We start from the raw sequence: 12,279 nt of genomic DNA, 5'->3' as shown, positions 1-12,279 counted from the left end.
CGGTATGCGTAGGCGTCTTTTTCTGCGGCAGTCGCTGGTGTGTGCAAGCCTTTTGGCCCTGCATCCTGCCCCATGGGCCAGTTTGCTGCCTTCCGACCCGTTTCTGGCGCAAAGCTTCAAAGATCTTCAGGGCGAGGATCGTGCGCTGTCCGCCTACAGCGGCAAGCCGCTGGTCGTGAATTTCTGGGCAACCTGGTGCGCGCCCTGCGTCAAGGAAATGCCTGACCTGCAAGCCCTGCACGAACGCTATCCCGACGTGCACTTTGTCGGCATCGCGGTGGACTCGCTCGATAACGTCACGGAGTTTCTGGAACGCGTTCCGGTCAGCTACGATATTTTGCTGGCGGGTTCGGCGGGTCTGAAACAGATGCGCAGCGTGGGCAATAAAAAGGGCGGCCTGCCCTTTACGGTCGTGTTTGGCAGCAATGGTCGGATCAGCGAACGGATTTTGGGTCAGATAGATCCCGAAAAGTTGGACGAAGTTATTAAGGCTCAACGCTAACTGGCCGACTTTTTCGCTTAATTTCGTTAAATTTCCGCTCTGTGGGCAGCCTGCCCCAAACGGGATGGAACCAATCCTAACTGTTTGTAAGCCAAGCAGGTTTATGGACAAATGACGTTATTTAGCGTAAAAAGGCGGTCTGTCTTGACGAAAAATCCGCTATGGCGAAACATGTCCTGGTCCTTAACGGGCCCAACCTCAACCTGCTGGGAACACGAGAACCCGATGTCTACGGACACCAGACTCTCGAAGATATCAACAGTGGTTTACGGGTGCTGGCCGATCAGCATGGCGCGCAGTGTCATTTTTTTCAAAGTAACCACGAAGGCGGGCTCGTTGATCGAATTCATCAAGCTCGTGACCAGGGTGTCGATTTCATCCTGATCAATGCTGGGGCCTATACCCATACCAGCGTGGCGATACGGGATGCGCTAGCCGGTGTCGGTATTCCGTTTATTGAAGTTCATCTGTCCAATGTTCACCGTCGTGAGCCGTTCCGCCACCACTCCTATCTTTCTGACACCGCTTGCGGTGTCATTGTGGGTTTAGGGGCGTACGGCTATGAGGCCGCTTTGCGGTTCGCTTTGAATAGTTAGGCGGTTCGTTTCGTTTTTTTGACCAATATTTTTTTAATGCCGTCCTGTCCCAGTCAGTGGCTAGTGCGGCGTTGCGGGAAGTACGCATGGATCTTAGAAAACTCAAAACCCTGATCGATCTGGTCGCCGAGTCTGGCATTGCTGAGCTGGAAATCACCGAAGGTGATGACAAGGTTCGCATTGTTAAATTTTCGCAAAGCTCGGCCGCTCCCGTGGTGTACGCCCCTGAGGCTCCTGTAGCCCAGGTGGTGGCGCCCGCCGGTGCTCCTGCCGCCCCGGCTGCTCCCGCAGCTCCCGAAGGCCACGCCGTCAAGGCTCCGATGGTCGGTACCTTCTATCGTGCCCCCAGCCCGGGCGCCGCTCCGTTTGTGGAAGTGGGCCAGACCGTCAAGGAAGGCGAGCCCCTGTGCATTATCGAGGCCATGAAGCTGCTCAACGAGATCGAAGCCGACAAGTCCGGCGTGATCAAGGAAATCCTGGTTGAAAACGGCGGGCCGGTGGAATACGGTCAGACCTTGTTCATCATCGGTTGATGATATGTTTGAAAAAATCCTAATCGCCAATCGGGGCGAAATTGCCTTGCGTATCCAGCGCGCCTGCCGCGAGATGGGTATCAAGACAGTCGTCGTTTATTCTGAAGCAGATCGTGGTGCCAAATACGTGCGTCTGGCTGACGAGGCCGTATGCATTGGCCCAGCCCAGGCCCGTGACAGCTACCTGAGCATGCCTGCCATCATCTCGGCGGCGGAAGTCACCGATGCGGAAGCCATTCACCCTGGCTACGGCTTTATGGCTGAGAATGCGGACTTCGCTGATCGTGTCGAAAAGAGCGGTTTTGTCTTTATCGGCCCTCGTCCCGAGAACATTCGCACAATGGGCGATAAGGTCATGGCCAAGAAAGCCATGATCGAGGCCGGTGTGCCCGTGGTTCCCGGCTCGGACGGTGCCTTGCCTGACGATCCGGCAGAAATCGTGCGCATTGCTCGCGAAGTGGGTTATCCCGTCATCATCAAGGCCTCGGGCGGTGGTGGTGGTCGCGGCATGCGCGTGGTCTACACCGAAGCGGCCCTGTTGACAGCTGTTGCTACGACGAAAACTGAAGCAGCGGCGGCGTTCAACAATCCCGAGGTCTACATGGAAAAGTACCTCGAGAATCCACGCCACATCGAAATTCAGGTGTTGGCCGATGGCGACCGCAACGCCATCTGGCTGGGTGAGCGCGATTGCTCCATGCAGCGCCGTCACCAGAAAGTGATTGAAGAGGCGCCCGCACCGGGCATTCCGCGTCGCCTGATCGAACGTATCGGTGAGCGCTGTGCCGACGCTTGTCGCCGTATGCGTTATCGTGGCGCGGGCACGTTTGAATTCCTGTATGAAAACGGTGAGTTCTTCTTTATCGAGATGAACACCCGGATTCAGGTCGAGCACACCATCACGGAAATGATTACCGGTATTGATCTGGTGCAAGAGCAGATCAAGGTGGCTGCAGGCGAGAAATTTGTATTGCGCCAGCGTGACATCGAATTCGTGGGTCACTCGATCGAGTGCCGTATCAATGCAGAAGACCCGTTCAATTTCGTCCCAAGCCCTGGTTTGATTACCAAGTGGCACACGCCCGGTGGCCCTGGCGTGCGTATCGACTCGCACGTCTTTACCGGTTACACCGTGCCTCCCTATTACGACTCCATGATTGCCAAGCTGATTACCTATGGCAAGACACGTGAGCAGGCCATCGCCCGTATGGACATTGCCTTGTCCGAAATGGTGGTGGAAGGGATCAAGACGAACGTGGAACTGCACCGGGAATTGATGCAGGACGCCAACTTCAAGGCAGGTGGCACCAGTATTCATTACCTGGAACAAAAGCTGTCCCAACGTAGCAAATAAGGGCAGCAACGGGTCGGGCCGATGGCCTGACCTGACAAGAATGATGATTATGTAAAACAGGGGCAAGCCCCCTGTTTTGCTTTATGGAAACTATGTATGCGTGAACTCTTACTGAGCTGCCAGGAACACGAAGCTGAACGTTTGTCCGATGCCCTGCTGGAAGCGGGCGCCTTGTCGGTGTCGGTGGAAGATGCTGACGGTGATACCGATCAGGAAAAGCCCTTGTTTGGTGAGCCGGGTATTGAGCCGGATGTGTTGGCCTGGGATCGCAATTGGGTGGTGGCGTTGCTGCCCGAGGAGCTTGAGCCGGAAGAGTTGCTGCAACCGCTGTTTGAGGCGGGTGTGCTTGATCGCGACAAGGCCCAGTGGAGCCTGCGCGAAGTGCCTGACGAGGATTGGGTGCGTTTGACCCAGTCCCAGTTCGGTCCCATTCCCGTGGGCGAGCGTATCCTGATTGTGCCTAGCTGGCACAAGGATGATGAGGATCTGCCTCCTGCTCAGGAAGGTGATGACGGACTGGTGCGGATTGAACTGGACCCCGGTCTGGCCTTTGGCACCGGCAGTCATCCAACCACACATTTGTGTCTGGATTGGCTGGCCCACCATGTGCAGGCAGGTCAGACCGTGTTGGATTATGGTTGTGGCTCCGGCATTTTGGCCATTGCCGCCCGCAAGCTGGGTGCCGGTCATACGATTGGTGTGGATATTGACGAGCAGGCCGTGATTGCCACGCGCTACAATGCGCAAGTCAATCAGGTCGAGGTGGAGGGCTTGCTGCCCGACGCGATGCCCGCCGGGCAAACGGATCTGGTTGTAGCCAATATTTTGGCCAATCCCCTGCGTATGCTGGCACCTATGCTGGCCAACCGCGTCAAACCGGGCGGGCATCTGATTTTGTCCGGTATTTACAATTGGCAGGCTGAGGAAATGATCGATGTCTACTCCTCCTATCTGCCCTTGTCGGTCTGGCAGGAACGGGATGGCTGGGTGTGTTTGGCTGGTCAACGCCCGTTGTAAGACGGCAGAACTTAAGGTGAGTTTATGGAGCTAAAGACTCGCTGCCCCCGTTGCGGGACCTCATTTGCAGCTAGTGTGGAAGTGCTGCAGCGCCGCCGGGGCTATATACGCTGTATTCAATGTGCGCATATCTTCGATGGCTTTGAAGAAGTCATTGATGAGCAAGCCCCTGAGCCTACCTATGTTTCTCCCCCTGTGATGGAACCGATCGAGCCGCGTCTGGCGCCTGAGCCGACGGTGTCGGCCCGGCGCGAACAGGTGCAGGCGGTCGATTTGCAGGCTCCCATCCCGGGACCGCGCTTTGTTGAGCACTCCCGTCACGCCCCACCCCGCGATGAAGGCAGTGCCCATGAGTCTTTGCAGGTCCGTAAATTTCCGGACTCCATTCTCGCGCAGGCGCCCGTTACACCGGCTGACCCTGCCGTGATTCGTGCTCGTGCCAGAGCAGGGCGTACGCCGCGCGATGACGGGGAAGCAGCATTTTTTGTGTCTGCTGATCTGACCCCTGAGCAAGAGCGTGGGCATCATATCGGTCAGGCTTCCTGGACATGTGCAGAACCCCAATTCAGTGTTGGTGATCGCGCCAGCACGTTGCGAGCTTCATTTCCCTCCCGTCAGGCTGATGGCACGCATGATAGCGACCATGTGCAGCAGGACTGGCTTATTGAGCCTAACCCTGCCTTGCAGCGTGAGACGCGCTATGAAGGTGAGGCCAGCCTGGGTCAGCGTGTGAGCGCTCTGTTCTGGACCAGTTTGTGCGTATTGGGTGCGCTGCTGTTTGTCGCGCAGTTGATGTATGTCTACCGTGTGCAGATTGTGAGCCAGGTGCCCCTGTTGCGTCCCGTGTTCGAGCGTGCCTGTGAGACGTTGTCCTGCCAGGTTCCCTATGAGCGCCGCCTGGATCAGATCCGGGTGCAGGCTTCGGCTTTGCATAAGGCGCCCAGCCAGCCTGGTCAATCCACCTTGGGCTTTACGCTGCGTAACGACTTTGAGCGTCCCCAGGAGTGGCCCACGCTGGTTCTTGATTTGAAAGATTTTTCCGGAGCTCTGATCGCACGGCGCAATATCACGCCCGACCAGTATCTGGCTCCCGAGCGACGTGAGCCTGCTTTTGCAGCGCGCAGTGAGCTCATGGTGCGCCTGCCTTTGAACACCGGGCAGCTACAAGTTAATGGCTACCAGATTAGCCCTTTTTTTCCATAAGGTAATTTATGACCGAGCGAGTGCTGGTATGTGGTTCGATCGCGTTCGATACGATCGCGGTTTTCGAGGGGTACTTCAAAGATCACATCTTGCCCGACAGCATCAAGACCCTGAGCGTGTCTTTTTTTGTGCCCAGCCTGCGTAAAGAGTGGGGCGGCTGCGCAGGTAATATTTCCTACACCTTGAATATGCTGGGTGGCCAGCCTGTGCCGGTAGGGGCAGTCGGTAGTGATGGCGTGGACTACGTACAGCGTCTCCAGGATCTGGGGATTGACACCAGCATGGTCCGGGTGATGCCAGACATGTTCACCCCTCAGTGCTTCATCACCACCGACCTGGCCGCCAGCCAGATTACTTCTTTTCATCCCGGCGCGATGGTGAGCTCGGCCCAGATTGACCTGTCGGGCCAGGAAGCGGCCTGGGGTATTGTGGCGCCAGATTCCAAAGATGGCATGTTCGCCCATGCGCGCCGTTTGCATGCGCAGGGCACCCCCTTTATCTTCGACCTGGGTCAGGCCATGCCCTTGTTTGCGGGTGAAGACCTGCATGAAATGCTTGAACTGTGTCAAGTTCTTACGGCTAACGAGTATGAGGCCGAAGTGATTGAGCAGCGCACCTCCAAGAGCATGGCCGAGATCGCACAAGGCTTGCAAGCGGCCGTGGTGACGCGTGGCGAGCATGGCAGCACGCTTTATCATCAAGGCCAGACTTATCACATTGCTCCAGTCCCCGTGGAAAATCTGGTTGATCCCACCGGTTGCGGCGACGCGCATCGCGCCGGCCTGTTATATGGACTTACAAAAGGGTGGAGCTGGCAAGAGGCCTGCAGCTTGGGCAACTTGATGGGCAGTATTAAAATTCAAGCTGATGGTCCGCAAAATCATGAATTTAAACGATCTGATATCTCGGCCATGCTAAAACAGCACTATGGTATCGAACGTAGTCTGTAAGAGAGCACTCAGCCGTTTTCTATGATTCGGCCAGCCACGTTTTTTGGAGTAAACCGTATGTACGTTTCTTTTTTCGATCGACCCAAAGTACGTCTGCTGGTAGTGGCGAGCCTGGCGGCGCCCGTGTTCCTGCTGGCCGGTTGTGCCAATAAATCGGCTTCCAGCTCGGTGTACAGCTACGGTCAGGCTCAGCGCGAACAGATCGTGCGTTTAGGTACGGTGGTGTCGGTACGAGCCGTCACCATTCAGGAAGACCAGAACTCGGGCGTGGGTACGGTTGGGGGAGCCGCCTTGGGTGGCGTGGCAGCCAGCAGTATCGGTGGCGGGCGCGGCAGTATTCTGGCCAGTATCGGTGGCGCTATTTTGGGTGGCCTGGTTGGTAATGCCGTAGAGAACCGTATGGGTAAGACCCAGGGTTTGGAGATTACGGTGCAGCTGGACAACGGTGAGACTCGTGTCGTGGCTCAGGAAGCCGATGTACCGTTGTCCGTCGGCCAGCGTGTACGCATGCTCAGCGGTAATGGTCCTACGCGTGTGGTGCCCATGTAAGTGGTGCCCCGTGGCTTCACGTGATAAAGAACCCGGTTCATGGCCGGGTTTTTTTATGCCTGTCTGTGCTGGCTGGCCTGGCGGCGCTCACGCTCAAGCAGGATTTTCTTGCGCTCCAGGCCCCAGCGGTATCCTGCCAGACTCCCGCTTTGTCGCAGAACACGATGGCAGGGAATGGCAACGGCCAATAGGTTGCTGGCACAGGCTTGAGCGACTGCCCGGGCTCCGTTTGGCATGCCCAACCGGACGGCAATGTCGGTATAGCTCATGGTCTGGCCCAGGGGTATCTCGCGCAGCAATGTCCAGACTTGTTGTTGAAAAGCGGTGCCTTGAATGTCCAGAGGCAGGTTCATTTCCTGATCCGGCTCGTCTACCAAGGTTTGTAGGTAGGCCAGTTCTTGCTGGAGCTGCACCTCTGCTTGAATCAGCGTGGCTGCTTTGAACTGATTCTGCAGTTGTTGGAGCATGACTGCGGCGTCATCACCCAAAGAAATTGCGCAAATCCCGCGTTCGCTCCTGGCGACCAGCAACATACCCAGGCTGCACGCGGTGATGCCAAAATGAATCGGCCCGCTTGGGCCTGAGCGACGCCGTGTAATGGCCGGCTTGTCCGCCGGGATATAAACGTGTTCGTCGCTTTGTGAAAAAGCAGTAGCGGCTGCTCGCTTGGGCATGCGCCACAAGTACCAGGAGGCCACGCTTCGATACGGGGCCCAGGCTTGGGCAATCTCACGCAGAGCGCGGGGCGAGGGGGCTTTGTCCAGACGCTTCAGATTGCGGTAGCCTTCACGCACTCCGAAGTCATCTGCAGGCAGGATGTCCTCACGCTCCAGCGTATACATCATCATCATTTCAACCGTCCAGCGTCCGATGCCACGCAAGGTGGTCAGCCGTTCGATGAGTTCTTTCTCGGACATCTGCACGGCACGTGCCTGATCGGGAATGAGGCCATCCAACCGCGCTTGTGCCAGCCCCATGATGCTGGTGGCCTTGGCGCCGGACAAGCCGCAAGCCCGCAGCGTCTCATACGGTGTGGCCAGCACTTCCTCTGGATCTGGGCAATGGCCGTGGGGATAGAGATCAAGCAGACGCTGCAAAATGCGTTCAGCTGCACGGGTATGCAACTGCTGATAGACCACAGAGCGGATAAGTGCCTCGTAAGGGTCGCGTTCTGGGCGTGGCTGGTGAACACAGGGGCCGACATGGGCAATCAGTGCCTGCCAGTCAGGGTCCAGTGCGGCCAGAAATTTTTCGGCCTTGCGATAGCGGCCGTCCAAGTCCGGGTTCGGTAAAAGGCGAGTCATGCCAGTGCTCGGCTGATTGAAGGTAAGACCAGTATAAGGTCCACCTTGGGGGCAGGCACCCTGATTCTTGCTCTTGAATTCATGTCATGAAAACTGGGTGGACTGTGTGTCGGGGGGGCTCCATTGACGGGGCGGGAGGGGGAGTGTTGATGGGGTTGCAGTTGAATGTCCAGGTGCAGGGGAGCAAAAAAAAGCCTGAACATACGTTCAGGCTTCTTCAGACAAGATGGCGTGCCAGCCTAGATAGGTACGAGGCTGAAAGCTGTGCGTGTGATGACCATATTGAGCACCTGTGTCAACAGCAGCAACACTAATGGCGACAGATCCAGGCCACCCAGATCGGGCAAGACGCGGCGGATCGGGTCCAGCAAGGGCGCCGTAATGGAACGCAGCAAAGGCATGCTGGGAGACTGAGGCTGAATCCATGACAGCAAGGCCTGCAGCAGCACCACCCAGAAAATCAGGCTCAAAGTCCAGCGCAGCACGGTAAAGACGGCGGCTAGCAAGAACATGGGGAAGTTGGAGAGCATGGAGACCGAACCGGTCAGCACCATGGCGCTAAGAACAAGGTAAACCAAGGCACTTAGCCAGGCGGCGAACAGGGAGGTCCAGTCCCAATGATTGCCACTTTTGATCACCCGTCGCAAAGGCATGATCAGCCAGTCCGTGACTTTGAACATGGCTTGTGAATAGGGATTGAAGGGGTGGATTCTGAGCGCATAAACCCAGGCACGCAGTAGCAAAATCGTGCCCAGCAGTGACAGAACAATATGGATTAGGAAGAGGGCGACTTCACTGAACATAGTTGCTTGGTATGAATTGATAGAAGAGAGAATTGTCGCATGCAAGTGCGTCAAACCAAAGAGCCACCCGATCGGGGTGGCTCTTTAGGAAAAACGTGCAAACGAGGTGCGCTTAAGGACGCTTGCCGGTTGGGAACGGCCAGGAGCCGGCAGGGTTGATGTCTTCACGACGCGGCTCAGCAGGCGCAGCAGCGGTTTTGGTCGCTTTTCGTGCGGCGGTCTTGTTGCCAACTTTAGCGGCGGTTTTGGACGTTGTACTGGTCTTTGGGGTTTTGGTTTCTGCGGTCACGGATTTAACTTCTTTCTTCTTGGGAGCTACGGATTTTGCTGCACTGGCAGCGGGACTGGCTTTTTTTGCCGCTGTCTTGGCTGCTGCCTTAGTGCCGGTTTTAGCGGCAGGTTTGGCTGTCGCTTTACTGGACGTGGCTTTCTTTGCCACGGATGTGCTTGCCTTGGTGCTGGCCGGTTTTTTGTCGGCAGCCGTGGCAGCAGGTTTGGCAGTTGCTGTTTTAGCAGTGTTTGTCTTGGGAGCGGCCGCTTTTTTGGCGGGCGCTTTTTTGGCTACCGTTTTTTGGGCAACGGCTTTGCTGGCGCTGGTCTTTTTAGCAACTGCTTTTTTGGCGACGGTTTTCACGGCGGCTGGCTTGCTTGTGGCTGTTTTGCTTGCCGCGGGCTTTGCTGCCGTGGTTTTCTTTACCGCTGCTTTTGTCGCAGTTTTCTTGGCTGGGGCGCTGCTTGCCGCTTTGGCAGGCGCTTTCACAGCAGCTTTGCCGGTCTTGGAAGCCGTGGTTTTAGCGGGGGACTTGGAGGCAGCGGTTTTGCTGCTGGGACTGGTCTTGGTAGCAGTAGCGGTTGCGGGTGCTGCGGCTGTTTTGGCTGGCGTTGCTTTTTTGGGGCTGACGGCTTTCTTGCTTGCTGCTTTTGCTGCGCCTTTCTTGGCTGTTGCCATGATCATGCTCCTTGAGAACAAGTCTTTAGTTTGTCCACACCCATTTGTCCTGGCCTGGAAAACTGCAATGGCCTTTTTCAAATGACGCAGGCGTTCAGGGCCAATACCCTATACGCATAGAAGTCTAACGCAAGCCCCTACACAGTCAAGTATTAATCATGTAGCACACGCATATGGCTTTGTTAACCCCGCTTGCTGTCTCCAATAAGTTGCGTTCTGTGCGACTGCCGTTTTGCGCATATGTGTTTTTTCAGACTGAACAAAGGGGCCTTGGCGACAAAACAAAAATTGCTTTTTTCCGTGCTGGTTTTGACCGTTCGACCTGGAGGCAGGAAATGACGTGATGGTTGCGGGCCAGATGGCGTGCTGTGGACGGGGTGCTGTCTTTTCCCGGTTCCGGCATCGACCTACAAGTATCCGGCGGAATCTGGGCGGATAGGTCGAGGGCTGGATCGCTGGAAGGCTTGAATGATTCGGCTCGAGGGGCGTTTTTTAGAACAATGTTTATACGGGGGATTTTGAATAATGACCTGGTTACTTAATGGCGGATTATTCTTAAGCTTATTTATCGTAAGGCAATAAATTAAAAATCGCATTTATGGTAACACGTGGTTCGTAGCTATGATTATTAAGGCTTGCGGCGTATTGGATTTTCTAAATTTGACTGATTTTTACATTTATATTGTTTGAACGATGTTTCTTGTGCCTGGTGTTTTTTAAGGAGTAAACAATGAAAGATCAGTTCAGCAATAACGAAATTGAAAAGTTGTCGCGCGGGGTGGGTCTGGAAACGAGTCCGGCAGACGAGTCTGTACAACTTCTGTCAGGTGGTACGTTTACGGTTCCCAAGCACGGTTCTGTGCAGGCTGCGAAATATAGCACACCAGTTATCCCTGAAATTCATAAGTCTTACTGGATATTCAATGCCGGAAAGGCAAATAAAATAAAAGCTGTTTTTTATTGGTCTCATTCTTTTACCTCCAGCTGGTTTGAATACTCTTCTGTCGAGGTCGGAATAGGAGAGGAAAAGAAGCTGCAGGCTCCGTCCAATTCTCTGTACTACAGCAAAGTTGTTTTGTTCAACGGTACTGATCAGAATGCGACTGTCAGTGTCACGGTGGCTAAATAATCCTGAATTGAGGCGGATGCTATGAAATTGCTTGAGTTAAAGAGCGTATATAGTGAGCAGGAGCAGGAAAGGTTTTATACACGATCTATTTCTTTGGGAGATTGGGACTACTCCGCGATTATTAAAAGCTCGGTCATGTTTGGATTGGGACAGATCCCGGTTGTGGGCAAAGCCTTGTCGACCATCGTGGGTTTGTTCTGGCCAAAAAATGAAAAAGACGTGTGGCAAAAGTCCCTGGATGAGCTAAGGGAGTACATTGACAATCAGATTCTGGCAACAATACAAGGAATTCTGAACGGGGAGCTGCGCGAGATTCAAAAGAAGATGGAGTATGTGGCGAGGTTGCTGGAAGAGTCTCCGGGCTCACCGGAAGCGTGTTCGGAGTATAAGAACCTGCAGTTTTATCTGGTTGGAAAAGACGAAAAGTTTCGTTCTTTTGATGAACTGACCAACTATAAGCTGATGCCCATGTATGCCTCCATGATCTTGCTGCAAGCCAGCTACTGGAAAATGGGCATCGACAAAAAAGATCAAATTGGCTTGTCGAGCATTGACCTGAATAGTTTGAAAAATCACATAGATGATCTCGCAGACTCATCCCGAAACTATATTAATAGAATATATGAAACGGAACTGGATAGAACGTACGAAAATTCCAGGCCTGACGAAGTGGCCAATAATATGTTTGCCGTCCGGGGCTATAGTTTGCTGCATGGCGTCGAGGCGGTGGAGGTCGTAAAAAATATCCGTGATCTGGATTTTGATAAGCGATTCAATATCAATGTGATCAGCTATTCCACGGCGGTTGGGACGATTACGGGGGGAATGATCGCCCAGGCCTTGACTCCGGACAGCGAGATGGCGCAACCCTTATGTCCAGAAGTCTTTGGGCAGCAGGCCAATAGAATCGTCCAGATCATTGGCTATAGCGGGCCAAGAATCAATAGCTTGTTCAGGATAGGCGGTTTGGAAATAATCTATGAAAATGGTGACAGCAGCCTGCTCGGTGAACGGGTGGGCAATCGCGATGTTTTCGACCTGAATGGATCTCTGATTAAGACGGTTGAGATGAGATATCAGGGCCTGATGGATGAGGTCAAGTTCACCTTGTTTGATGGGAGGGTGATGCAGGTGGGTCAAGGCGAAAGCTACTCCGGATATGTGAAATACGAAGTTGAGGGACACTACATTTCGGGTGTGTTTCTAAGTAGGGATCGCGCTACCTATCCAGGCCGAACCTCGACGGCGTCAGTGTCATTCAATATGGTGCCCGCTATTAGCTAAGGGCTGCCTTCATTGCAGGATGATGGGTTTGGCAATCACCCGGGTTTGGCACTTTGCGTCCATGCTCTCGTAATTATCTGAAAAGCAGCAGGCCCTGTCGGTAACA

The 12,279-nt window shown here is 54.5% G+C and carries 13 protein-coding genes and 1 pseudogene; 11 read left to right on the top strand and 3 right to left on the bottom strand.

Going from position 1 to position 12,279, the window contains the following annotated elements:
* Positions 1 to 4: 4 nt before the first annotated feature.
* The 8 genes from V6936_RS15945 to V6936_RS15910 all read left to right on the top strand — a co-directional run bounded on the left by V6936_RS15945 (position 5) and on the right by V6936_RS15910 (position 6,704).
* A complete protein-coding gene (locus V6936_RS15945; RefSeq protein WP_003801880.1) occupies positions 5 to 502 on the top strand; it encodes a TlpA family protein disulfide reductase in 498 nt (165 codons plus the stop codon).
* A 161-nt stretch (positions 503 to 663) separates the two neighbouring features.
* On the top strand, positions 664 to 1,098 hold the full coding sequence (gene aroQ, locus V6936_RS15940; protein ID WP_003801879.1) for a type II 3-dehydroquinate dehydratase: 435 nt from the start codon (positions 664 to 666) through the stop codon (positions 1,096 to 1,098).
* Between the two features lie 86 nt (positions 1,099 to 1,184).
* Positions 1,185 to 1,631 carry an acetyl-CoA carboxylase biotin carboxyl carrier protein gene (gene accB / locus V6936_RS15935; protein WP_003801878.1) on the top strand — a complete coding sequence of 149 codons (447 nt, stop codon included), beginning with the start codon at positions 1,185 to 1,187 and terminating at the stop codon, positions 1,629 to 1,631.
* A gap of 4 nt (positions 1,632 to 1,635) precedes the next feature.
* A complete protein-coding gene (gene accC, locus V6936_RS15930; RefSeq protein WP_003801877.1) occupies positions 1,636 to 2,985 on the top strand; it encodes an acetyl-CoA carboxylase biotin carboxylase subunit in 1,350 nt (449 codons plus the stop codon).
* A 96-nt stretch (positions 2,986 to 3,081) separates the two neighbouring features.
* The gene (gene prmA / locus V6936_RS15925) at positions 3,082 to 4,002 is read left to right on the top strand and encodes a 50S ribosomal protein L11 methyltransferase (RefSeq protein ID WP_003801876.1); all 921 of its coding nucleotides are present in this window, start codon (positions 3,082 to 3,084) and stop codon (positions 4,000 to 4,002) included.
* A 24-nt stretch (positions 4,003 to 4,026) separates the two neighbouring features.
* Positions 4,027 to 5,205, top strand: a complete 1,179-nt coding sequence (locus V6936_RS15920) for a zinc-ribbon and DUF3426 domain-containing protein (RefSeq protein WP_336580119.1) — start codon at positions 4,027 to 4,029, stop codon at positions 5,203 to 5,205.
* A gap of 8 nt (positions 5,206 to 5,213) precedes the next feature.
* Positions 5,214 to 6,155, top strand: coding sequence for a carbohydrate kinase family protein (locus tag V6936_RS15915; RefSeq protein ID WP_059318259.1), 942 nt, complete (start codon positions 5,214 to 5,216; stop codon positions 6,153 to 6,155).
* 57 nt (positions 6,156 to 6,212) lie between these two features.
* Positions 6,213 to 6,704 carry a glycine zipper 2TM domain-containing protein gene (locus V6936_RS15910; RefSeq protein ID WP_003801873.1) on the top strand — a complete coding sequence of 164 codons (492 nt, stop codon included), beginning with the start codon at positions 6,213 to 6,215 and terminating at the stop codon, positions 6,702 to 6,704.
* A 53-nt stretch (positions 6,705 to 6,757) separates the two neighbouring features.
* On the opposite strand, the gene V6936_RS15905 is transcribed toward V6936_RS15910, so the two are convergent.
* The 3 genes and pseudogenes from V6936_RS15905 to V6936_RS15895 form a co-directional block, all read right to left on the bottom strand.
* Positions 6,758 to 7,237, bottom strand: a complete 480-nt coding sequence (locus V6936_RS15905) for a methylated-DNA--[protein]-cysteine S-methyltransferase (RefSeq protein ID WP_407927751.1) — start codon at positions 7,235 to 7,237, stop codon at positions 6,758 to 6,760.
* A gap of 135 nt (positions 7,238 to 7,372) precedes the next feature.
* Positions 7,373 to 8,008: pseudogene (locus V6936_RS15900) on the bottom strand (DNA-3-methyladenine glycosylase family protein); the annotation flags it as partial.
* A 239-nt stretch (positions 8,009 to 8,247) separates the two neighbouring features.
* Entirely contained in the window at positions 8,248 to 8,811 is a 564-nt protein-coding gene (locus tag V6936_RS15895; protein WP_059318260.1) for a YggT family protein, read from the bottom strand.
* 197 nt (positions 8,812 to 9,008) lie between these two features.
* Here V6936_RS15895 and V6936_RS15890 point away from each other — a divergent pair, with 197 nt between their 5' ends.
* From V6936_RS15890 to V6936_RS15880, 3 genes are all read left to right on the top strand, one after another.
* Complete coding sequence (locus V6936_RS15890) at positions 9,009 to 9,845, top strand: hypothetical protein (protein WP_336580118.1); 837 nt, start codon at positions 9,009 to 9,011, stop codon at positions 9,843 to 9,845.
* A gap of 645 nt (positions 9,846 to 10,490) precedes the next feature.
* The gene (locus tag V6936_RS15885) at positions 10,491 to 10,889 is read left to right on the top strand and encodes a hypothetical protein (protein WP_003801867.1); all 399 of its coding nucleotides are present in this window, start codon (positions 10,491 to 10,493) and stop codon (positions 10,887 to 10,889) included.
* A gap of 21 nt (positions 10,890 to 10,910) precedes the next feature.
* Positions 10,911 to 12,173: a hypothetical protein gene (locus V6936_RS15880; protein WP_003801865.1), complete on the top strand. Its 1,263-nt coding sequence runs from the start codon at positions 10,911 to 10,913 to the stop codon at positions 12,171 to 12,173.
* Positions 12,174 to 12,279: the final 106 nt, after the last annotated feature.

Source organism: Alcaligenes sp. CHO6, assembly GCF_037120595.1.
Taxonomy (GTDB): Bacteria; Pseudomonadota; Gammaproteobacteria; order Burkholderiales; family Burkholderiaceae_B; genus Alcaligenes; species Alcaligenes ammonioxydans.
The sequence above is the reverse complement of the archived record's forward strand: the minus strand, read 5'-3'. Positions and strand labels throughout refer to the sequence as shown.

Excerpts from the sequence above, each read along its gene's own strand:
- V6936_RS15945 (WP_003801880.1), top strand. The coding sequence starts at position 5 with ATGCGTAGGCGTCTTTTTCTGCGGCAGTCGCTGGTGTGTGCAAGCCTT.
- aroQ (WP_003801879.1), top strand. The coding sequence starts at position 664 with ATGGCGAAACATGTCCTGGTCCTTAACGGGCCCAACCTCAACCTGCTG.
- accB (WP_003801878.1), top strand. The coding sequence starts at position 1,185 with ATGGATCTTAGAAAACTCAAAACCCTGATCGATCTGGTCGCCGAGTCT.
- accC (WP_003801877.1), top strand. The coding sequence starts at position 1,636 with ATGTTTGAAAAAATCCTAATCGCCAATCGGGGCGAAATTGCCTTGCGT.
- prmA (WP_003801876.1), top strand. The coding sequence starts at position 3,082 with ATGCGTGAACTCTTACTGAGCTGCCAGGAACACGAAGCTGAACGTTTG.
- V6936_RS15920 (WP_336580119.1), top strand. The coding sequence starts at position 4,027 with ATGGAGCTAAAGACTCGCTGCCCCCGTTGCGGGACCTCATTTGCAGCT.
- V6936_RS15915 (WP_059318259.1), top strand. The coding sequence starts at position 5,214 with ATGACCGAGCGAGTGCTGGTATGTGGTTCGATCGCGTTCGATACGATC.
- V6936_RS15910 (WP_003801873.1), top strand. The coding sequence starts at position 6,213 with ATGTACGTTTCTTTTTTCGATCGACCCAAAGTACGTCTGCTGGTAGTG.
- V6936_RS15905 (WP_407927751.1), bottom strand. The coding sequence starts at position 7,237 with ATGTTGCTGGTCGCCAGGAGCGAACGCGGGATTTGCGCAATTTCTTTG.
- V6936_RS15895 (WP_059318260.1), bottom strand. The coding sequence starts at position 8,811 with ATGTTCAGTGAAGTCGCCCTCTTCCTAATCCATATTGTTCTGTCACTG.
- V6936_RS15885 (WP_003801867.1), top strand. The coding sequence starts at position 10,491 with ATGAAAGATCAGTTCAGCAATAACGAAATTGAAAAGTTGTCGCGCGGG.
- V6936_RS15880 (WP_003801865.1), top strand. The coding sequence starts at position 10,911 with ATGAAATTGCTTGAGTTAAAGAGCGTATATAGTGAGCAGGAGCAGGAA.